The organism is Enterobacter cloacae complex sp. SHL001 (genome assembly GCF_049236825.1).
GTDB lineage: Bacteria > Pseudomonadota > Gammaproteobacteria > Enterobacterales > Enterobacteriaceae > Enterobacter > Enterobacter hormaechei_C.
This window is the reverse complement of sequence record NZ_JBMKIP010000006.1, coordinates 82,927-103,126: the sequence shown is the minus strand read 5'-3', so window position 1 is coordinate 103,126 and position 20,200 is coordinate 82,927. Positions and strand designations below refer to the sequence as shown.

The window sequence follows — 20,200 nt, the reverse complement described above, 5'->3', positions numbered from 1 at the left end:
TTATTACGAGATTTGCTCTGAAAGCGGCAGGTCTAACTGGTTAAAAAGACCAGCAAATCTGTCTTATTCCTGAGCCCGAGTTTCCTTATCGCTGAGCTTTTTAAGGCGCTCACGCGGCGATAAGAAAGTTTCTCCAGTTCTGCGATGTAACGTATATCTAGTCCGTTCCTGAGTTCCTTTAATACCCTCCTTTCTCCTGGCGTCAGCGATAACGCCGCTGGCTGCTTTTGGGGCCGATAATGGCTATCGACCATTTTTGCTAGCTTTATCCGCCACTGATAAACCGTGTTCTGTAGCGAGATATAGGCATCAATATCTTCCCGGACCCATAACAGGGAATGGGCAGAGGTTGAGTACAGGCAGATAATCACTTCAGGCTGCGTGACTTTGATTTTTTTTAAATATTTCAGTGAGTCATACCCTGTATGGTATTTCTCTGCGCCGGATATAAATAAGATATCGATACGAATCGACGACAGCGCCTTATCCAGTTCCTGATAACCTCCTTCGATGATAATGATGTGAAGGTCGTCGCGGATGCTGCTTAATAATGTTTTAATGCCGTTTCTTGCATAATGATCGCCGCCCATCAGTGCAACAGTTATATGCTGTGTTATTTGGCTATTGTTCGTCATGTTATTCCTCGATTTATAATAGTAATCAGGCGAATTATTTATAAGGTTATCGCCAGTATTCTCGAAGCAATGACGTATTGCATACTGTAGGCCTACTATACGTCGGCCAATAAAGAGGTAATCTGAATTAATCTAAAATTGTATTAATTACTAAGATCGAGACCGGTTACGACGCTTCCCTCTGATTGGTCTTATTCCGCTTCGCTTTCTGTAAATTATGATAGCCGCTATTTTTAATGAAAATTTAGCTTTGATAAATGTTTTGTAAGGAGTTTGTCGTCTGGTGTCAGTGCGGGTGTGAAGTTGCTGACGGGGAATAACAATTTACGAATGTTATCATCGATAAAAACTGATAGAAAGGTGGCTTAAAAGCATACAAAAACCATGTAAGTTATTGATACTGGTCAGGTTGAGAAAACTTAAGGCTTAAGGGTGCTGAATATTTTAGACACGCATGTCCGTGGCGTACAATGTTTTTTTATGTAGATATTTGTCAATGTCAAGAGGCGAGGAGTGCGCCAAAAGATGAGGCCCTGATAAATGAGATGCTGCCGGTAGTCAGATACTTCTGTGGAGCGGAAATTCACTTCACAAAACATCATAATGAGGATGATCGTGGATGAAGCGGCTCTGCAAGCCGCATTCTACAAGGGTTGAGTTCTTATGCAGGTTCAGTGAAGCTTAAGGGATGAAATATAAATTAAGATTTTTCGCCAATGGCGAAGATATACAGCATGACGTTAATCAGTCACATTAATCCCGACGTGAATGTCATCCCATACATGCGGTGACCCAGGTTCAACATCTGTTAACCGGAGAATTCATACTGCCCCTATGCATAAGCATTACATTATAAATAATATCGTCGAATTTCATCCTGCGGCCAGCACGTTACGTGATATCAACAATCCTGACCGTGTGGTTGTGTTAAATTCGCCAGCAGGCCGATGCCTGTTGTTATTAATCGACAGAGCGGGGTCGATTGTCACTCAGCAAGAGTTCCTTGATATTGTCTGGCAAAGCCGCGGCATGCTTGTCTCCTCCAATACCTATTACCAGAACATCTCCATCCTGCGCAAAGGGCTCAAAAAGATTGGTTTTGAAACTGACCCTATCGTTACCATTCCGCGGATTGGGTTGACGCTGGCAAGCGACACGCAAATAACCGTCAGAGAGTCTTCACCCGTCGCGCCTCAACCCGCAGAGGAACAATGTGGGGAGGCGCCAGCGATCGAGGAGGTCTCTGCACCCTCCGAGCCAGCAACACCCGTTGCCAGGAAGCCCACGCGCTGGCTGGCTGTTGTCATGGGTCTATTGATCGTCCTGGCCGGGGCAGGTGTGACGGGATATATGAACGCCACAGAAAACCGTTTTGTTGAGGATTACCGTTTTGCGGCATCCGTCGGAGCCTGTCGCGTTTATCTTGCGAATGACATTCAGACTCACGCTGAACGCGCTTCCGCGCTGACCTATGTGGAACAATTCAAGGCTGAATGCGCGCAATATCCCTGGGTTTACATCAGCTGGTACGCTCTGCTTCCTCGTGCGTCGGTTATTCGCTGCGACCGGCCAATGAAAGAGCCGAACCGCTGTATATCTGATTATTTCCTGAAGGATAGCTAGCATGACTCGTTTTCGGCAGATGCTGTATATCATCGTGACGGGCCTCGTCACCGCAGGCGTGCTGACGGGCTATTACCTGTGGCACCGAACTTACGTTCAGCCTTTTTCATGTCAGGCTAATCTGGTACAGCACCATCCGGATGAGACGCTGACGGTCTGGCTGAATTACACCTTCGACGGGAAATTCGGCACCCTGAGCATGAATGGCCGGGCAAAGAGCGATCCGGGTAAAACCATCGACAGGAAAATTTCCTTTCGGGTGGATAGACAGGATCATCTCTATTTGCTGACGTCAGAAAAAAATATGACGTTCCCGGACGATAATGTCGACGACAGCTGGCTGGAAAAATATGAACCGCAATTCTTTGTCTATCCGGGCAAGAGTATTTATATGCGGATCAATGAACAACATAATGGTAACTATATCTTTACCTTAGGAACATTACCGACATATGTGTGTCGTGGTTCAAAAAAAGAATGATATAAACGAGAAAAACATTATATTTTCCTCCCGTCTCATTTATGCTTGATTTAAAATATCAGGATTACCTTAGTAATAAAAAGTGCGACAGATCATGTTGCGATAATGTAATTAATTTTAAATTTGGCAAGTAAATGAAAAGTGTATTTGACTCCTCCGATGGGGGGAAATCAGTACCGGAAAAGTGTCTGCATATTGGGTTGATATTATGGCCCCGTTATTCACTCCTGGCCGTCTCCGGGTTGCTGGAGGCGCTGCGTTATGCAGCGAAAGCTCAGGATAAATTAGCATTTAAAATCAGCCTGATAAGTGAATTTCCTGATATCCCGATTATCAGCAATGCGGGGATTATCATGAGACCGGATTCCCCCCATGCGCCGCCGGACAGTTTTAACTATCTTGCTGTTATCGGCGGTGAATTGCAGTATCTGGACTTAGGGTATCAGGGGGATAAAGCATATCTGGCACATGCCCACCATGCCGGGGTTCCGCTCATTGGCATTGGCACCGGCAGTTTTGTCCTCGCACAGGAAGGATTGCTGAATGAACGACGAGCGTCCATCCATCCTTTCCACCTTGATGCATTTCGGCAGGCTTTCCCGCTGGTTTATGCTGAGCAAGGGTATGATTTCATCGACGATGGCGATGTGCTGACCTGCCCGGGCGGTATTTCCACCCTGACGCTGGCAACTGAGCTTATCCGCGCCCATGCCGGGGATGATATCGCCAGCACCACCTGTCAGCGTTTGTCGCTCGTTCCGCATGAAATTGCCACCCCGCGTCCGGCGAATTTTGCGCTTATCCCTGACTCGCGGTTGCGCCGCGCCGTCATGCTGATAGAACAGTTCCTGACCCGGCCGCTCACCACCGCCGGGCTTGCGCGAGAAGTGGCATTGAGTGAACGCCAGCTCAACCGACTGTTCCACGCAGAATTCGGCAAAACGGCCCGCGAATTTATCCGCAGCGCCAGACTGCGCTATGCTTGCTGGCTGCTGAAGAACTCACAGCAAAGCGTGACGGATATTGCGCAGCGGATGGGGTTCAGCGACTGCGCGCACTTTATTCGTCATTTTCAGACGGAGTATGGTTGTACGCCTGGCGTGTGGCGCACTTCGCAGAGCTGAATATCATTACATTGCTGCCCTGAAACTTTACTCAACCGGAATATCATCATGAAAATAGAAGCCGCACACCCCTCACAATTTGAACGCCTCGTCGCAGTCTGGGAGTCGTCCGTTCGCGCCACGCACCGCTTTTTGCAGGAAAGCGATATCGCGGCGCTGCGTCCGTTATTGCTCAACGCATATTTGCCTAATCTCAGGGTTGTGATTGCCCGGGATGACGTGGGTATTATTCACGGCTTTTTGGGCGTGGATAAAAATCGCATTGAAATGCTGTTTGTGGATGATGCGAGCCGGGGGAAGGGTATCGGGAAAATGCTGCTGCAATATGCCATCGCAGAATTCGGCGTAAATGAAGTGGATGTGAACGAGCAGAATCCGCAGGGGGTGGCGTTTTATCGTTATATGGGGTTTGAGCCGGTCGGGCGCTCGGAGCTGGACGGGCAGGGGAATCCGTTTCCGCTGTTGCATATGCGGTTGAGTGGACAGGCTTAACGCCCTCTCCCTCTGGAGAGGGCGTCTGCAAGCTAGTTACTGGTAATTTGCCCGATGATTACACCACGCACTTTTTCGCCATCGAAGTAATACGAGACCGTATTACTCTGGATGAATCCATTCTGTACTGGCGTCTCCTGATAAAAAAGTATCGCTTTCTTTTTGGCGATCCCTTTCTTGCCGAACATTTCAATTAGATTCCTGTGAGTAGCATTCAACAATGGAACATTCGCGACTGAGACGCTGACAGGTTCCGTTGTTTTAGCACACTCTTTATGGATGCCATCTTTGGCAATAACTAGCGCAGTTAACAATCCTGCACCCATTTCGTTATCAGAAATGAACCAGTAATTCGTGCCATCGTCGTCATGAAGGCAGACCCAGCGTGCTGAGCTGTCTTTGTTAACTGGTGTGCTGGTGATATCTGACAGGTGAGTAACCTCCATTCGTACGGCTTGCTTGCCTATAGCGATGGTCGGTGAAAGGGGCACTGTTGTAGAAATTTCCGTCAATGATCCGTCTTCATCGTAATACTCGGTCGCGAAGCCGGTCATTTCCGTTGCTGAGACGTGCGAACTGACTGCAACGAGTAATGGCAATAAACAAAATAAACGCTTCATTTGACTATCAATACCGTATCGTTGCTTTTCCAGATACTCCTTCTGGCACTCAGAGGAGCAATGATGCAGCCCTCTGAAGAGTCGTCAGGGTGCAAACTGCTTTTACCATGTATTTTAAATGAGTCTCTACCACACATCTCATTTGTCGAGTAGGGCGTGAGGCTGAGAGTATATTTCCCGGTGTGGGCTGAATTATGAGGGGACCCAATAGTGTAGGTACCTCGTGGCAGCGGTCCGCTGTTTTTTACACATTCTTGTGACGGATCGTTTTTGTAACCACTAGCACCTGCGTAATCTGCATCAAATTGGTAGACACCATCCAGATAAAATTTATGCTCTTTTACATCATATTCCCAGGACATACTTTCTCCTTAAGCGCGTTCTTTCCAGGTATCAGAGTGAATGATGTTTCTATCAATGTAGTGCCATGTGATTTTTTCATATGTCATATCTACATATTCATGGTGTGTATAGTGTTCGTTTTGCGGATGTTTAATATCAAACATGACAGGTTCAATTTGAACAACTCTTGCGTTTTCTAAAGTTGTCTTAAAGTAAGCCTCTTCAAGTCCGTTATAGTTGATTCTGTAAAATATGAACTCTGCTTTTTTAAGTGTTTGCCCAGTGCATAAGGCTTTGTATAGATAAGAGGATGATGAATCAATCTCTTTCATGAATGCATAGGTACTACAAATGCGTTTTGCAGTGATTTTACCGGAGAATTTATCTATAGGTTGTTCTATAGAATGCATAAATTCAATCACTTCTATTGAACCTTCGCGATATTTTATATCGACAGAACCATTAATCCTCCGGCCTGAATCATCCTCGAGCCATAAGTAAACAGGTATAGCCATCTCAATCTCCTTTTATAGACTGAGGGAAACTACTCTTCATTATGGATTTAAATTGTGACTTTCATTTCAAAACAGGAGTGTTAAAGAATTTTGGTTGGTTTAATAGAAAGTTGTAGTTGCGAGATATGGATGGTATCAATTGACGTTTAAAAATTTATAAGGTTGATTTATGACTATTCTTCCATCGCAAGAATAATAGTCACTAAAAAAAGCATCAAATATTGAAATGATGAATATCATTAAATAATGAACCTATGCCGGGATTAGCGCTTAGCCTGCTTATCCCATTTTAATAAGCCGGCGATATCTTTCTTACCTTCAGCTTCTTTCAGCAGGCGCTGCTTTTTTTCAAACTCGAGGTATTCTGAGCACGCCTTTTCATCAGCCGTTTTCTTGCTGATTTTGCCTGCTCCTTCTAAAATGTCCCGGTCATTAAATTGCAGAAACTGATCGAGCTTGGTTTGCCAGTCTCGTAAAAATACCTGCTTGCGGCGTTTGGCCTGATCTTCGGCAAAATCGAGCCACATATTAACGACGCGATTAAGCTCGCTCACCTCATCCTGAGACAGATAATTTTTTGCGGTGGTGACATCGCTTTTACGGACTTCTTCGCCTTTATAGCTGGTCAGCCCCATATGCGGTTGAGTGGCGTCCGCACGTTGGTGAATCAACTCAGCAGCGGTGTGCCCAGTGCAGGCAAAATGCAGTTTATTCTGGATGGTCTGAAAGAATTGCGTGGTTTCTTTGAGCGACGGCTGATAGTCAGCAGCTAATGCGAAAATCTCCCTCACGCGAAGGTAGACCCGGCGTTCGCTGGCACGTATATCGCGAATGCGTTCCAGCATTTCATCGAAATAGTCAGGGACGGCGGAAGATCCCACAGGCGGATTTTTCAGGCGCTCGTCGTCCATAACGAAGCCTTTAACCAGGTATTCCTGGAGCGTTTGGGTGGCCCACTGGCGGAACTGCGTACCTCGCGTGGATCGGACGCGATAGCCGATGGCGAGAATGACGGGCAGGCTAAAGTATTGAACGTTATATACTTTACCATCGCTGGCAGTTGTTCGGTAAAACCGAACAACTGAATTTTCGACCAGCTCACCCTCATCAAAAATATTCTTGATATGCCCGCTGATCGTAGCTTTGGCTTTGCCGTATAACTCACAGATCGTGGCCTGTGAGAGCCACAACGTATCGCTTTCGAAGCGGCATTCAATGCGAACTTTTCCATCCTTGCTGGCAAACATGACGAACTCACCGGCTGGAGAATTTATTAATTCCTCATATGTCATGCTGCCTCCGCTTCATAAGGTTGATGCCTGTAAGCTCGTAGTATGCCAGAAACAGCCGCTAAGCCAGGTGGTTTGTATTTGATTTTGCGAGGCGCTTTCCAGCATGTGGAATTTGGATCGCTGCAAGCGCGTCCTCTATCTCAATAAGCTTTGCTTTCGTCCGTTTATAATCGTCCTGCAAACGCTGCTCCTGCTCGTTATACGCCACCAGAACGATGCATCCTTTCATGACCTTTACCGTGACCTGCTGCCCGGTATCAAACCCCGCCGCGCGCAGCCACTTGCCGGAAAGGATGATTTTAGGCGTGGATTTGTCGTAAACATTCGGGCGGTATCCCACAATTAATGAACGCTCGGTTCCGGATTGGTCAGTGTCTGGGGTAGAATGCGAATCAGCCATAATCAACTCCTTGATAGTTGGTGAGGTTAGACGCTCCGGTTGTGTTCCCGCACTTCGGAGCGTTGCTAATACAGGAGGATTAGGTGGCCTCCTATATGTGTCAGAGTAGATGGATAGGTGGCCTCATGTCAATCATATCGCGCGAAAAAAAACCAAAAGGCGGCGGACAATCTCCGCAGTTTAAGATGCGTATTGATCCGGCATTGAAGGAACAGTTGGATGCGGTAGCGGCTGAGGAAGGGGTGAGCCTCGCTAGCTGGTTAAAGGAGTTGGCGAGAGAGGCGTTACGAGCTAAGGGTATTTCACCGAAAGCATGAATATGTCAGCGTGTTTCTGTATCGAAATCAGTTGTTGTTTCAGGCATGACTTCATCATTCTGATTTGAATTATTCATGGGAGCATTAGTGATGAACATCGGTAAGGCTGTATCGCCAGAGAAAACTTTTTCTAACCCTTTTAAGATATTTGCTTGTGTTGTTTCTAAATCGCCATGAGCAATTGGCCTATAGCAGTCTCTTTGTAATTGTACTTTATCAAAATCGTAATTCATTGCTTGCGAAAGAGCGTAGAGCAAGTCAGTAAAAAGATCATCGGATTTGGATATCCAAATATTAATATCTGGGTAGTCATTAATTTTATTTAGATGGCTATTATAACTTTTCCAGGCATGAGTAACAGTTTGTTCTTTCTTGGTTTGGTATCTGATTCTTATTATTGGGAGTTTTCTTCCATAAAACTCTAGATCGATCATATTTAATGCTTGCACATGTTCTCTATGCAATCTTTGAGCTCTAGTAGACATTAAAGTTCTGAATATCGATAAGCGGCTTTGTTTTCTTTCTCTGAATTGCTCTAATGTTTTTTGTATTTGAACAGCAAGAACAGGGCCAACAATAACTGCTGCTGTCATAATTATATCTTTTGTTTCCATGCCAAATAATATATTCATATAACACTTCCTGAGTGATAGTTATAAAGATATTATATGCTTTAAGAACGGATATTTGAAAAAATTAATTATATGAATTTTGGCGGAAGATCACAGGAGTCGAACCTGCCCGGGAACGCTGGCGCCCCCAACTGGATTTGAAGTCCAGCCACCTCACCGGAGATGACGATCTTCCGCGCCTGCATTGCTACATGGAGGCGGGGCGCATTATAGCTACTTTCAGGCATTTACCACATACCCCACACCACTTTTTTCACCTCTCTTTTGACCTTAACCCCCCTGTTTCAGCTAATTCTTAAGAAAATCCTCAGGTTAGCATTTCGTGCTCACCAACTTTTATCCCGATCACAAAAAACAAGAAACGTAATCTCTTAACCAGAAAACGCAATACCCGCTCCTGAAACAATGGTTTAAAAAACGGTAACCGGTCTCAGCGCCCCCTACAGCGTGAAGGATAAAAATATGAGCGAAGTCCTGTCAGTAAAAGAGAAGATTGGCTACGGCATGGGAGACGCCGCCAGCCATATCATTTTTGATAACGTCATGCTTTATATGATGTTTTTCTACACCGATATTTTTGGTATTCCCGCCGGGTTTGTCGGCACCATGTTCCTGCTGGCCCGCGCGCTGGATGCGATCTCCGACCCGTGCATGGGGTTGATTGCCGACCGCACCCGCAGCCGCTGGGGCAAGTTCCGTCCGTGGATTTTGTTCGGCGCGATCCCGTTCGGCATCGTCTGCGTGCTGGCGTATACCACGCCGGACCTCAGCCTCAACGGTAAAATGGTTTACGCCGCCGTTACCTACACCCTGCTGACCCTGCTCTATACCGTGGTCAACATCCCGTACTGCGCGCTGGGCGGCGTGATCACCAACGACCCGACGCAGCGTATCTCCCTCCAGTCCTGGCGCTTTGTGCTGGCGACGGCGGGCGGTATGCTCTCTACGGTGCTGATGATGCCGCTGGTGAACCTGATTGGCGGTGATGACAAAGCATTCGGCTTTCAGGGCGGGATCGCCGTGCTGTCGGTGGTCGCGTTCCTGATGCTGGCGTTCTGCTTCTTCACCACCAAAGAGCGCATCCAGGTGCCGCCGAGCACCACCTCCATGCGTGAAGATCTGCGTGATATCTGGCAAAACGACCAGTGGCGCATCGTTGGCGTGCTGACCATCCTCAACATACTCGCCGTCTGCGTGCGCGGGGGCGCGATGATGTACTACTGCACCTGGATCATGGGCTCGCCGGAGGTGTTCGTCGCCTTCCTCACCACCTACTGCGTCGGCAATCTGATTGGCTCCGCGCTGGCGAAACCGCTCACCGACTGGAAGTGCAAGGTCAGCATCTTCTGGTGGACCAACGCCGCGCTGGCGGTGGTCAGCGTGGCGATGTTCTTCGTGCCGATGCATGCCACCGTCCTGATGTTCGGCTTCATCTTCGTTATCGGCGTGCTGCACCAGCTGGTGACGCCGATTCAGTGGGTAATGATGTCCGATACCGTCGACTACGGCGAATGGACCAACGGCAAACGTCTGACCGGCATCAGCTTTGCGGGCACGCTGTTCGTGCTGAAGCTCGGCCTGGCGCTGGGCGGGGCGATGATAGGCTGGATGCTGGCAGGCGGCGGCTACGACGCGGCAGCCAAAACCCAGAACAGCGCGACCATCAGCATCATCATCGGCCTGTTTACCCTGGCACCGGCGATCTGTTACGTGCTGAGCGCCATCATCGCCAAACGCTACTACACGCTGAAAACACCCTTCCTGACCAAAATCCTGCGCGAGCTGGCGCAGGGTGCGCGCCGCAATAAGCAGGAGTTTGAAAACCTGCCGATCAGCAAAGAATTACAGAACTAAGAGGACGAGAGTATGAAAATCAGTGATGGAAACTGGCTTATTCAACCGGGCCTGAACGTGACCTACCCGGTGCAGGTGTTCGACGTGGAGCAGCAGGGCAATGACCTGGTGGTGTATGTGGCGCCGCGCGACGTGCGCGAACGCACCTGGCAGCTCGACACGTTGATGTTCACGGTGCGCCTGTTTGCCCCGCAGGAAGGGATTGTCGGGGTGCGCATTGAGCACTTCCAGGGCGCGCTGAACAACGGTCCGCACTATCCGCTGAACGTTCTGAAGGATGTAAAAGTAGAGATTGAAAACAACGCCGAATTTGCCGAGCTGAAAAGCGGCAGCGTTAGCGTGCGCGTTACCAAAGGCGAGTTCTGGGCGCTGGATTTCCTGCGCAACGGCCAGCGCATTACCGGCAGCCAGCTGAAAAACAACGGCTACGTGCAGGACAGCAATACCGATCGCAACTATGTGTTTGAACGTCTGGATCTGGGCGTGGGGGAAACGGTCTACGGCCTGGGCGAGCGCTTTACCGCGCTGGTACGTAACGGCCAGACGGTCGAAACCTGGAACCGCGACGGGGGCACCAGCACCGAGCAGTCCTACAAAAACATCCCGTTCTACCTGACCAACCGCGGCTACGGCGTGCTGGTGAATCATCCGGAAAATGTCTCGTTTGAAGTCGGCTCCGAGAAGGTCTCCAAAGTGCAGTTCAGCGTGGAAGGGGAGTATCTGGAGTACTTCGTGATCGACGGCCCGACGCCGAAAGAAGTGCTGAACCGCTATACCCGCTTCACCGGCCGTCCGGCGCTGCCGCCTGCGTGGTCGTTCGGCCTGTGGCTGACCACCTCCTTCACCACCAACTACGACGAAGCGACGGTTAACAGCTTTATCGACGGCATGGCCGAGCGCGACCTGCCGCTGCACGTGTTCCACTTCGACTGCTTCTGGATGAAGGCCTTCCAGTGGTGCGACTTCGAGTGGGACCCGGTGACCTTCCCGGATCCGGAAGGCATGATCCGCCGCCTGAAAGAGAAAGGGCTGAAGGTCTGCGTGTGGATCAACCCGTACATCGGCCAGAAATCGCCGATCTTCCGGGAGCTGAAAGAGAAGGGCTACCTGCTCAAGCGCCCGGACGGCTCCCTGTGGCAGTGGGACAAATGGCAGCCGGGGCTGGCGATCTACGACTTCACCAACCCGGACGCGTGCAGGTGGTATGCGGACAAACTGAAAGGCCTGGTGGAGATCGGCGTCGACTGCTTCAAGACCGACTTCGGCGAGCGTATCCCGACGGAGGTCCAGTGGTTTGACGGTTCCGATCCGCAGAAGATGCACAACCATTACGCCTACATCTACAACGAACTGGTGTGGAACGTGCTGAAAGAGACGGTGGGAGAAGAAGAGGCGGTGCTGTTTGCCCGTTCTGCCTCCGTGGGTGCGCAACAGTTCCCGGTACACTGGGGTGGCGACTGCTACGCCAACTATGAGTCGATGGCCGAAAGCCTGCGCGGCGGGCTGTCGATTGGCCTGTCCGGCTTCGGGTTCTGGAGCCACGATATCGGCGGGTTCGAAAACACCGCTCCGGCGCACGTCTACAAACGCTGGTGCGCGTTCGGGCTGTTCTCCAGCCACAGCCGCCTGCACGGCAGCAAATCCTACCGCGTGCCGTGGGCGTACGATGACGAGTCCTGCGATGTGGTGCGCCACTTCACGCAGCTGAAATGTCAGCTGATGCCGTACCTGTATCGTCAGGCGGCGCTGGCCCGCGAGTTCGGCACGCCGATGCTGCGGGCGATGATGCTGGAGTTCCCGGACGATCCGGCGTGCGATTACCTCGACCGCCAGTACATGTTGGGGGATTCAATGATGGTGGCGCCGGTGTTCTCCGAGGCGGGCGACGTGCAGTTCTACCTGCCGGAAGGGCGCTGGACGCACCTGTGGCACAACGATGAAATCGAGGGTAGCCGCTGGCATAAGCAGCAGCACGATTTCCAGAGCCTGCCGGTCTATGTGCGCGACAACACACTGCTGGCGCTCGGCAATAATAACCAGAAGCCGGACTATGCGTGGCACGAGGGGACGGCCTTCCAGCTCTTTAACCTGAGCGATGGCGCAACGGCGGTGAGTGAAGTGCCTGCGGCGGACGGTTCTGTAGTGTTTGCGCTGAAGGCGTCACGTCAGGGCGACGTCGTGACCTTTACCGGCGCGGGAGATGCGCAAAACTGGTCGGTGTGCTTGCGCAACGTGCAGAAGGTCGGCGGCGTAAAAGGCGGTTCACATGCGGGCAGCGAATGGGGTGTGGTGGTGAAAGCCGAGGGGGATGAGGTGGTGGTTCACCTCTGAGCTGGAAAAATGCCCGGTGGCGCTTCGCTTACCGGGCCTACGGTAATTATGCGGTCTGATGCCCTCACCCACGGTAGAAGGAACCAAAACCTCGTAGGCCGGGTAAGGCGAAGCCGCCACCCGGCTTTTTACTGTGCCGGAGCCACCGTAGACACCATCCCGCCGGTCATCGTCTGTTGCACCTGCCGTTTATCCATATTCACTGCGCTCAGCTTCCCATTCACCGTCGGCTTCAGCGGCGCATTGGCCTGCACGCTTCCGCTGGCGGTGAGCTGAATATTGCCGTCGCCCGCAATCGGCAGCGCTGGCCAGCCCCACTGCTGCATAACGTTGAGTGGTACACCGCGCCCGTTCAGGCTCACGGTGGTTTGTCGCTGTGGCAGCTGTGACACGGTGGCGGTCGCTTCCAGGATCCCTTTCTCGGTAAAGGCGCTCAGATCGGTAATATTTACCGTTGCGGCGTTGGCATTCAGCGCCAGCGACGGGCGACGCACGTCGACGCGGTTAAAGGTTGCTGCCGCCCCGTTGAGGGTTGCGTTACCGCCCCACACGCCCCACTTGTGATCCTGCGCCAGCCGCAGATTAGCGCCATAACCGTCGAGGGAGGTGATCTGCCACGGGAACGCCGGATCGATGTCGATCACCAGGTTGCGGCTCAGTCCGAATTTTTTCAGTGTTACGCTGTTCAGCCATACCGGGAGCGGGTCCATCCACAGCGTTTTCCAGTTTTCCGGAAGCGTATATTCCAGCCCGGCAATGGCAACGTCGTCCAGCACCAGCGCCTGACCCTCGCGCAGCCAGTTGCCAGAGGTACGCACCATGCCCCCTTCCCAGCGGGAGGTGAACTGACGCAGCGCAATGCCCTGCGGGGAGAATTCCGCATTCAGGATAGGGTCAAACAGATGCAGCGAGCCGTAGATAAATTCGCTGGCGTTCATGGATAACCGTCCCTCCTGGCTTTGCCAGTCACCTTTACTCAGGGTGAGGTTACGCAGGCTGAGATCGAGGTCGGTTACCGCCCAGTCTGGCCCCTGTAGACGGGCATCGGTCACTTCCAGCCGCCCAATCTGTAACGAAGGCAGGGTGGAGAGAGGGGCGAAGAAATCCAGCAGCGATTTGTCGCTTTGCAGGCGGATCTCATTCAGACGCAGGGTGTTGATAACCCAGCCACCGTCGGCATTACGCAGAGCCGAGCCCGTCAGCGAGCCGCGCGCCATATCGGCACCGATGGTATTGAGCACCACCTCTTTGCCGTTGAGTTGTCCCTGAATCAGCACGTTGTTGGCCGGTATGCCGTTGAGCGTGAGCGACCCGGCGCTCATCTGGATTTGCGCATTTTTTCCCAGTACGTTCCCCGCCTCGGGCTGCCACGGGCTGACGCCGCCGGTCACCTTTTGCGCACTGAGATCCCACTCGGTATTCGGGCTGTTAAAGGCCATGTTATTCAGTTGCAGACGGTCGGCCTGGAACGGCAGCGGCGCCGTCTGCGGCGATAAATTCAGCGTGCCATCGAACAGGGTGATGGCATCCATATGCAGCGGGTCGGTGATCTGGCGGCTGCTTAAGCCAATATCCACTTTTTTAGCGACCAGCGTGGCCGGTTTGCCATCTCGTCCGAAGGTAACGTTTTCCAGAAGGATGTGAGAAGGGGATGAAAAGCGGTGATCCATCAGGTCAAAGTTGAGCTCGTAATCGGTATTCACCGTGATCCAGCTGCTGACCTGCGATGCGCCCCAGCGGGTCTGGAGCAGAAAATAAAAGGCGAGCACTACAATGAGCAGGGCTACCAGAAGATAGATAAGCAGCTTTCCAATAAATTTCATGGTCTTCCTTCCCGCGAAACGCACATAAGGGTGTTATGCACGATTTATGCGCAATGCTCAAGGCGGGAATGGTGTAAAGAGATGTCACGGCAGGCATTGACAGCCTGCCGTGTGGGGATCAGTTCTTTTCAGGCGGGAAAATGAGATTCAGCACAATAGCGGTAATACCGCCCGCGGCGATGCCGGAAGAGAGCAGGTTTTTCACCCAGTCCGGGGCAAACTGCAAAATCATCGGCTGCTGGGAGACGCCAAGCCCTACGGCGAGAGACAGCGCAATAATCATGATTGCGCGGCGGTTCAGCGGCTCGCGGGAGACGATACGCACGCCAGAGGCCGCGATGGTACCGAACATGACCAGCGTCGCGCCGCCCAGCACCGGCTCAGGGATGTGCTGCACAAACCCGCTCACCGCCGGGAACAGGCCGAGGACCACCAGCATCAGCGCTACCACGAAGCCCACGTAGCGGCTGGCCACGCCGGTCAGCTGGATCACGCCGTTGTTCTGGCCAAAGCAGGAGTTCGGGAAGGTGTTGAACACCGCCGAGACAAACGAGTTCAGTCCGTTCGCCAGCACGCCGCCTTTCAGACGTTTCATGTACAGTGGGCCGGAGACCGGCTGCTCGGACACGTCGGAGGTGGCGGTGATATCGCCAATGGTTTCCAGCGAAGTGATCATAAAGACCAGCATCAGCGGCAGGAGCAGACTCCAGTCAATGCCCAGGCCGTAGTAGAGCGGCGTTGGCACGGTAATCAACGCGCTGTTGGTTGGGGTGGTGTTTTCCGGCAGCATGCCCAGCGCCCACGCCAGCAGGTAACCGGCCGCCATGGCGATCACCAGCGATGCCACGCGCAGGTACGGGTTACGCTGGCGGTTAAGCAGAATAATGATCGCCAGCACCACGCCTGCCAGCAGCAGGTTTTTCGGCGCGCCGAAGGTATGGTCGCTCATTGCCGCGTAGCCGCCCCCGATGGAGGTCAGACCCACCTGGATCAGTGACAGGCCGATAATCATCACCACCACGCCGGAGACCAGCGGGGTGATCACCCGGCGCGCCAGGTGCAGAACGCGGGAAATGATCATCTCTGTGCAGCTTGCCAGCATCAGGGTGCCGAAAAGCGCCGCCATCATCGTCGGGACATCTGCGCCGCCGGTTTTCAGTGCCGTACCGCCCATGATCAGCGGCGCCACAAAGTTAAAGCTGGTGCCCTGAATCGACAGCAAACCCGAGCCCACCGGACCCCAGGCTTTAATTTGAATGATGGAGGCCACGCCGGAAGCGAACAGAGACATACTGATGATGTGTTGCGTATCCTGCGCCGGTAACCCCAGCGCCTGGCAAATCAGCAGAGCCGGCGTGATGACCGCAACGAACATCGCCAGCAGGTGCTGGCAGGCGGCAAACAGGGTTTGAGGCAGCGGGGGACGATCTTCAAGGCGGTAAATCAGTTCGCTGTTTTGCTTCTGCGCAATCGGTTGCGCATCAGCAGACTCCAGAGTGTTAACAGACATCGGCGGCTATCCCACGGTGGAAAAGCGGGCATTTTAGCTGACCACCTGGTAAAAGCAAACGATTGCCAGCAAAAATAAGAGAGAAAATCTGCCGATGTGAGCAGGTTTTCTACAACGAACAGGAAAAAAAAATTACACTTTTCGCGCCGGCGGCTCATGACGAGCATCACCCGGCCCAGGATAACGCCGCGTGTGTATGGAACACGCGCATAACAGGAGCCTTTTATGATTCATCTCGATACGTTGTCGACCCTTGTTGCCGCAACGCTGGTTCTTCTGCTTGGTCGCAAGCTGGTACACAGTGTTTCCTTTCTGAAAAAGTACACCATTCCTGAACCTGTCGCCGGTGGATTGCTGGTGGCGCTGGCCCTGCTGGTACTGAAAAAAAGCATGGGCTGGGAAATCGATTTTGATATGTCCCTGAAAGATCCGTTGATGCTGGCCTTCTTTGCCACTATCGGCCTGAACGCTAACCTCGCAAGCCTGCGTTCGGGCGGCAAGGTGCTGGGCGTGTTTCTGATTGTTGTGGTGGGCCTGCTGCTGATGCAAAACGCCATCGGCATCGGTATGGCGTCGCTGCTGGGGCTGGATCCGCTGATGGGTCTGCTGGCGGGGTCGATTACCCTGTCAGGCGGCCACGGAACGGGCGCGGCGTGGAGCAAGCTGTTCATCGAACGCTATGGCTTTGAAAACGCAACGGAAGTGGCAATGGCCTGTGCGACCTTTGGCCTGGTGCTTGGCGGGCTGATTGGCGGCCCGGTGGCGCGCTATCTGGTGAAACACTCCACCACGCCGGAAGGCAGGCCAGACGATGAAATGGTGCCGACCGCATTTGAAAAACCGGACGTTGGCCGTAGTATCACCTCGCTGGTAATGATTGAAACCATCGCCATGATTGCCATCTGCCTTACCGTGGGCAAAATCGTTGCGCAATGGCTGGCGGGAACGGCTTTCGAACTGCCAACCTTTGTCTGCGTGCTGTTTATCGGGGTGATCCTGAGCAACGGTCTGGCGCAGATGGGCTTCTACCGCGTCTTTGAGCGCGCAGTGTCCGTGCTGGGGAACGTCAGCCTGTCGCTGTTCCTGGCGATGGCGCTGATGAGCCTCAAGCTGTGGGAACTGGCCTCGCTGGCGCTGCCGATGGTGGCGATCCTGGCGGTGCAGGCCGTGTTCATGGCGCTGTATGCCATCTTTGTTACCTGGCGCATGATGGGCAAAAACTATGATGCGGCGGTACTGGCTGCGGGTCACTGTGGATTTGGTCTGGGAGCGACGCCAACGGCCATCGCGAATATGCAGGCGATCACCGAACGGTTCGGCCCGTCGCACATGGCGTTTCTGGTGGTGCCGATGGTGGGCGCATTCTTCATTGATATCGTCAACGCGCTGGTCATTAAGCTCTACCTGATGCTGCCGATGTTTGGCTGACCGTCAGGCGTTGGAATACCGCTCGGTTTCCGGCATCCAGCGTTCAATTAACGCTGCCGCCTGTTCGGGGTAGCGTTCATGAATATGACGCGCAAGGCGTTGTACTTCGGGGATCATGGCCTGATCGCGCAACAAATCCGCCACTTTAAATTCGGCGTTACCCGTCTGACGCGTGCCCAGCAGTTCGCCCGGGCCGCGGATCTCCAGATCTTTTTGCGCAATGACGAAGCCGTCATTGCTGTCGCGTAATACCTGCAAACGCATCTGCGCGGTTTTCGACAGAGGGGCTTTGTAGAGCAGCACGCAGTGAGAGGCGATCGCACCACGGCCCACGCGGCCTCGTAGCTGGTGGAGCTGCGCCAGGCCCAGGCGCTCCGGGTTCTCAATAATCATCAGGCTGGAGTTCGGCACGTCCACGCCCACTTCGATGACCGTGGTCGCAACGAGTAAATGCAGTTCGCCCTGTTTGAACGACTGCATCACCGCCTGCTTCTCGGCAGGCTTCATGCGCCCGTGAACCAGACCGACGTTCAGCTCCGGCAGGGCGAGCTTTAACTCTTCCCATGTGGCTTCGGCAGCCTGCGCTTCCAGCAGCTCAGACTCTTCAATCAGGGTACAGACCCAGTAAGCCTGACGCCCTTCCTGGGTGCAGGCGTTGCGCACGCGGTCAATGATGTCGCTGCGGCGCGTGTCCGGAATGGCGACCGTTGTCACCGGCGTACGGCCCGGGGGGAGTTCGTCGATGGTGGAGGTATCCAGATCGGCATAGGCCGTCATCGCCAGGGTGCGCGGAATTGGCGTGGCGGTCATGATCAGCTGATGCGGGTGGAAGCCCTGTTGCAGACCTTTCTCCCACAGCGCCAGACGCTGATGAACACCAAAGCGGTGCTGTTCGTCGATAATGACCAGCGCCAGGCCGTTAAACTGCACCTGTTCCTGGAAAATGGCGTGCGTGCCGACAATCATCTGCACCTGCCCGCTGGCAATGGCTTCCTGCTGCGCAAGGCGCGCTTTGCCCTTCTGCTTCCCGGCCAGCCAGCCCACTTCAATTCCCAGCGGGGCAAACCAGTTCCGGAAATTGTTGGCGTGCTGCTCGGCCAGCAGTTCCGTCGGTGCCATCAGCGCCACCTGCTTACCGTGGGCGATGGCGCGCAAAGCGGCCAGCGCGGCGACCAGCGTTTTACCGGAACCCACGTCGCCCTGCACCAGGCGCATCATTGGCACATCCAGCGCCATATCGCGTTCGATCTCGGCAGTCACCCGCGCCTGGGCGCCGGTGGGTTTAAACGGCAGTGAGGCCAGCAGCTTATCTTTGAGCTCATCACGCTGGCTTAATGGCTGCGCGTGGAAACGCTGCGCACCTGCGCGCAGGGCCAGCATGCTCAGGTTGTGAGCCAGTAATTCCTCAAGGATAAGACGCCGTTGGGCGGGGTGTTTACCGCTCTCAAAATCAACAAGCTGAAGCGTTGGCGGTGGACGGTGCAGGGTGCGCAACGCCTCCGGCAGGCTCATCATGCCCTGCGCCAGCTCCGGCGGCAGCAGCTCGTTAATGGCGCAGGTATCAAGCAGCTCCAGCGCCTGGTCGGTGAGCTTGCGCAGCGTAGCCTGCTTAATGCCTTCAGTGGTTGGATAGACCGGCGTGAGCGTCTCCTGTAGCTCAGGTGAGCTGAGATCGCCCTGCACGCGGTATTCCGGGTGGATCATCTCCGCGCCGTATTTGCCCCGTTTGGCTTCACCGTACGCAAGTACGCGTCGTCCAGTGGCAAGGCTGTTTTTCATTGCCGCATTGAAGTTGAAAAAGCGCATGGTGAGAATGCCGGTGCCGTCGCTGATCTGGCAGGTCATCATCCTGCGTCCGCCAAAGGTGATGTTGCAGTTCAGCACTTCCCCTTCAACGGTGGCGTAAATAGCGGGCAGCAGATCGCCAATCTTATAAAGCTGAGTACGGTCTTCGTAGCGCAGGGGGAGGTGGAGCAGGAGATCCTGCACGGTGTGCAGGCCTATCTTCGCCAGTTTACTGCTTTGTGCCGCGCCCACGCCCGTCAGGCTGTTGAGCGGTATGGCGTCCAGCAGGCGGCCTTTCATGATTTACCCCGCGTACTGCATGGTGGACCACCACTCGGCATCGGCTTCAATTTCGCCCTGCGCGTTGACGTGGGGGTAAGGCAATTTCTTCTGCTTCGCAACGCGAGCCAGCACCGGATAGCCACCTTCAAACAGCAGGCGCTGCTGCTCCTCTTCCGGCAGCATGCTGTTGCTGCGCTCGTACATTCCGGCATTCTGACGCTGGCGCTGCGCTTCATATAGGATCAGCGCTGAGGCGACCGACACGTTGAGTGACTGGACCATGCCGATCATTGGAATGATGATGTCCCGATCGGCCAAATCCAGTGCTTCCTGCGTGATCCCCGTTTTCTCCTGGCCCATTAAAATGCAGGTCGGACGGGTGTAGTCGATCTCACGGAAATCCACGGCTTTAGCAGAGAGGTTGGTTGCCAGAACCTGCATGCCACGCCCTTTCAGGTGCGAGACCGCTTCACCAATAGTCTGGTGAGTTTTCACGGATACCCAGCTGTTGCTGCCTGCGGCGGTGGAGGCCATGGTACGCATACGTGTGCCTGGCCAGACGGCGTGGACTTCATGCACGCCGACGGCATCTGCGGTGCGGACGATAGCAGAGACGTTATGAGGTTTATGGACCTGCTCCATGCAGACCGTCAGATCAGGCTGACGCCTGGCGAGCATTTCGCAGATTCGCTCGTAACGTTTTGAATTCATAAT

19 protein-coding genes and 1 tRNA gene are annotated in these 20,200 nt (G+C 53.4%); 8 read left to right on the top strand and 12 right to left on the bottom strand.

What is annotated here, in order from left to right; translation table 11 throughout:
* Positions 1-32: 32 nt before the first annotated feature.
* Positions 33-635: a helix-turn-helix domain-containing protein gene (locus ACOTYH_RS16940; protein WP_015570068.1), complete on the bottom strand. Its 603-nt coding sequence runs from the start codon at positions 633-635 to the stop codon at positions 33-35.
* Between the two features lie 834 nt (positions 636-1,469).
* On the opposite strand from ACOTYH_RS16940, the gene ACOTYH_RS16935 reads away from it, so the two are divergent.
* From ACOTYH_RS16935 to ACOTYH_RS16920, 4 genes are all read left to right on the top strand, one after another.
* Positions 1,470-2,258 (top strand): winged helix-turn-helix domain-containing protein, encoded by a 789-nt coding sequence (locus ACOTYH_RS16935; protein WP_032668878.1) that lies wholly within the window; start codon positions 1,470-1,472, stop codon positions 2,256-2,258.
* Position 2,259: 1 nt separating this feature from the next.
* Complete coding sequence (locus ACOTYH_RS16930) at positions 2,260-2,739, top strand: hypothetical protein (protein WP_023302856.1); 480 nt, start codon at positions 2,260-2,262, stop codon at positions 2,737-2,739.
* 353 nt (positions 2,740-3,092) lie between these two features.
* Positions 3,093-3,863: a GlxA family transcriptional regulator gene (locus tag ACOTYH_RS16925; protein ID WP_223230145.1), complete on the top strand. Its 771-nt coding sequence runs from the start codon at positions 3,093-3,095 to the stop codon at positions 3,861-3,863.
* Positions 3,864-3,911: 48 nt separating this feature from the next.
* Positions 3,912-4,355: a GNAT family N-acetyltransferase gene (locus tag ACOTYH_RS16920; protein ID WP_032652089.1), complete on the top strand. Its 444-nt coding sequence runs from the start codon at positions 3,912-3,914 to the stop codon at positions 4,353-4,355.
* A gap of 32 nt (positions 4,356-4,387) precedes the next feature.
* Here ACOTYH_RS16920 and ACOTYH_RS16915 read toward each other — a convergent pair whose 3' ends face one another.
* From ACOTYH_RS16915 to ACOTYH_RS16895, 5 genes are all read right to left on the bottom strand, one after another.
* Complete coding sequence (locus ACOTYH_RS16915; RefSeq protein WP_225561440.1) at positions 4,388-4,975, bottom strand: hypothetical protein; 588 nt, start codon at positions 4,973-4,975, stop codon at positions 4,388-4,390.
* On the bottom strand, positions 4,972-5,337 hold the full coding sequence (locus ACOTYH_RS16910; RefSeq protein WP_072052498.1) for a tlde1 domain-containing protein: 366 nt from the start codon (positions 5,335-5,337) through the stop codon (positions 4,972-4,974). Before ACOTYH_RS16910 ends, ACOTYH_RS16915 begins: the two co-directional genes overlap by 4 nt.
* 9 nt (positions 5,338-5,346) lie before the next feature.
* On the bottom strand, positions 5,347-5,832 hold the full coding sequence (gene tssD / locus ACOTYH_RS16905; protein WP_421637836.1) for a type VI secretion system tube protein TssD: 486 nt from the start codon (positions 5,830-5,832) through the stop codon (positions 5,347-5,349).
* A 263-nt stretch (positions 5,833-6,095) separates the two neighbouring features.
* Positions 6,096-7,124 carry a virulence RhuM family protein gene (locus tag ACOTYH_RS16900; RefSeq protein WP_421637835.1) on the bottom strand — a complete coding sequence of 343 codons (1,029 nt, stop codon included), beginning with the start codon at positions 7,122-7,124 and terminating at the stop codon, positions 6,096-6,098.
* 58 nt (positions 7,125-7,182) lie between these two features.
* Positions 7,183-7,524, bottom strand: coding sequence for a SymE family type I addiction module toxin (locus ACOTYH_RS16895; protein WP_006812446.1), 342 nt, complete (start codon positions 7,522-7,524; stop codon positions 7,183-7,185).
* Positions 7,525-7,649: 125 nt separating this feature from the next.
* Between ACOTYH_RS16895 and ACOTYH_RS16890 the strand changes: the two genes are divergently transcribed.
* Positions 7,650-7,841: a toxin-antitoxin system HicB family antitoxin gene (locus ACOTYH_RS16890; RefSeq protein ID WP_032644386.1), complete on the top strand. Its 192-nt coding sequence runs from the start codon at positions 7,650-7,652 to the stop codon at positions 7,839-7,841.
* A gap of 5 nt (positions 7,842-7,846) precedes the next feature.
* Here ACOTYH_RS16890 and ACOTYH_RS16885 read toward each other — a convergent pair whose 3' ends face one another.
* Both ACOTYH_RS16885 and ACOTYH_RS16880 read right to left on the bottom strand, forming a co-directional pair.
* Positions 7,847-8,473, bottom strand: a complete 627-nt coding sequence (locus ACOTYH_RS16885; protein WP_050595187.1) for a DUF6680 family protein — start codon at positions 8,471-8,473, stop codon at positions 7,847-7,849.
* An 80-nt stretch (positions 8,474-8,553) separates the two neighbouring features.
* Positions 8,554-8,648, bottom strand: a tRNA-Sec gene (locus ACOTYH_RS16880).
* 287 nt (positions 8,649-8,935) lie between these two features.
* Here ACOTYH_RS16880 and ACOTYH_RS16875 point away from each other — a divergent pair.
* On the top strand, positions 8,936-10,327 hold the full coding sequence (locus ACOTYH_RS16875; RefSeq protein WP_058688704.1) for a glycoside-pentoside-hexuronide family transporter: 1,392 nt from the start codon (positions 8,936-8,938) through the stop codon (positions 10,325-10,327).
* A 12-nt stretch (positions 10,328-10,339) separates the two neighbouring features.
* On the top strand, positions 10,340-12,658 hold the full coding sequence (gene yicI, locus ACOTYH_RS16870; protein WP_058688705.1) for an alpha-xylosidase: 2,319 nt from the start codon (positions 10,340-10,342) through the stop codon (positions 12,656-12,658).
* Positions 12,659-12,786: 128 nt separating this feature from the next.
* On the opposite strand, the gene ACOTYH_RS16865 is transcribed toward yicI, so the two are convergent.
* The gene (locus ACOTYH_RS16865) at positions 12,787-14,481 is read right to left on the bottom strand and encodes an AsmA family protein (protein ID WP_032620691.1); all 1,695 of its coding nucleotides are present in this window, start codon (positions 14,479-14,481) and stop codon (positions 12,787-12,789) included.
* Positions 14,482-14,599: 118 nt separating this feature from the next.
* Positions 14,600-15,991, bottom strand: a complete 1,392-nt coding sequence (gene xanP, locus ACOTYH_RS16860) for a xanthine/proton symporter XanP (protein ID WP_015570053.1) — start codon at positions 15,989-15,991, stop codon at positions 14,600-14,602.
* A gap of 225 nt (positions 15,992-16,216) precedes the next feature.
* Here xanP and gltS point away from each other — a divergent pair, with 225 nt between their 5' ends.
* Positions 16,217-17,419, top strand: a complete 1,203-nt coding sequence (gene gltS, locus ACOTYH_RS16855) for a sodium/glutamate symporter (RefSeq protein WP_006812438.1) — start codon at positions 16,217-16,219, stop codon at positions 17,417-17,419.
* A 3-nt stretch (positions 17,420-17,422) separates the two neighbouring features.
* On the opposite strand, the gene recG is transcribed toward gltS, so the two are convergent.
* Both recG and trmH read right to left on the bottom strand, forming a co-directional pair.
* A complete protein-coding gene (gene recG / locus ACOTYH_RS16850; RefSeq protein ID WP_349401168.1) occupies positions 17,423-19,504 on the bottom strand; it encodes an ATP-dependent DNA helicase RecG in 2,082 nt (693 codons plus the stop codon).
* 3 nt (positions 19,505-19,507) lie between these two features.
* Positions 19,508-20,197: a tRNA (guanosine(18)-2'-O)-methyltransferase TrmH gene (gene trmH / locus ACOTYH_RS16845; protein WP_116290703.1), complete on the bottom strand. Its 690-nt coding sequence runs from the start codon at positions 20,195-20,197 to the stop codon at positions 19,508-19,510.
* Positions 20,198-20,200 lie beyond the last annotated feature (3 nt).

Bases quoted from the DNA above. Each gene is read 5' to 3' on its own strand.
- xanP (WP_015570053.1), bottom strand. From the start codon at position 15,991: ATGTCTGTTAACACTCTGGAGTCTGCTGATGCGCAACCGATTGCGCAG.
- trmH (WP_116290703.1), bottom strand. From the start codon at position 20,197: ATGAATTCAAAACGTTACGAGCGAATCTGCGAAATGCTCGCCAGGCGT.
- ACOTYH_RS16930 (WP_023302856.1), top strand. From the start codon at position 2,260: ATGACTCGTTTTCGGCAGATGCTGTATATCATCGTGACGGGCCTCGTC.
- ACOTYH_RS16940 (WP_015570068.1), bottom strand. From the start codon at position 635: ATGACGAACAATAGCCAAATAACACAGCATATAACTGTTGCACTGATG.
- ACOTYH_RS16895 (WP_006812446.1), bottom strand. From the start codon at position 7,524: ATGGCTGATTCGCATTCTACCCCAGACACTGACCAATCCGGAACCGAG.
- ACOTYH_RS16900 (WP_421637835.1), bottom strand. From the start codon at position 7,124: ATGACATATGAGGAATTAATAAATTCTCCAGCCGGTGAGTTCGTCATG.
- tssD (WP_421637836.1), bottom strand. From the start codon at position 5,832: ATGGCTATACCTGTTTACTTATGGCTCGAGGATGATTCAGGCCGGAGG.
- ACOTYH_RS16890 (WP_032644386.1), top strand. From the start codon at position 7,650: ATGTCAATCATATCGCGCGAAAAAAAACCAAAAGGCGGCGGACAATCT.
- ACOTYH_RS16935 (WP_032668878.1), top strand. From the start codon at position 1,470: ATGCATAAGCATTACATTATAAATAATATCGTCGAATTTCATCCTGCG.
- recG (WP_349401168.1), bottom strand. From the start codon at position 19,504: ATGAAAGGCCGCCTGCTGGACGCCATACCGCTCAACAGCCTGACGGGC.
- ACOTYH_RS16920 (WP_032652089.1), top strand. From the start codon at position 3,912: ATGAAAATAGAAGCCGCACACCCCTCACAATTTGAACGCCTCGTCGCA.
- ACOTYH_RS16915 (WP_225561440.1), bottom strand. From the start codon at position 4,975: ATGAAGCGTTTATTTTGTTTATTGCCATTACTCGTTGCAGTCAGTTCG.
- gltS (WP_006812438.1), top strand. From the start codon at position 16,217: ATGATTCATCTCGATACGTTGTCGACCCTTGTTGCCGCAACGCTGGTT.
- ACOTYH_RS16875 (WP_058688704.1), top strand. From the start codon at position 8,936: ATGAGCGAAGTCCTGTCAGTAAAAGAGAAGATTGGCTACGGCATGGGA.
- yicI (WP_058688705.1), top strand. From the start codon at position 10,340: ATGAAAATCAGTGATGGAAACTGGCTTATTCAACCGGGCCTGAACGTG.
- ACOTYH_RS16925 (WP_223230145.1), top strand. From the start codon at position 3,093: ATGAGACCGGATTCCCCCCATGCGCCGCCGGACAGTTTTAACTATCTT.
- ACOTYH_RS16910 (WP_072052498.1), bottom strand. From the start codon at position 5,337: ATGTCCTGGGAATATGATGTAAAAGAGCATAAATTTTATCTGGATGGT.
- ACOTYH_RS16885 (WP_050595187.1), bottom strand. From the start codon at position 8,473: ATGAATATATTATTTGGCATGGAAACAAAAGATATAATTATGACAGCA.
- ACOTYH_RS16865 (WP_032620691.1), bottom strand. From the start codon at position 14,481: ATGAAATTTATTGGAAAGCTGCTTATCTATCTTCTGGTAGCCCTGCTC.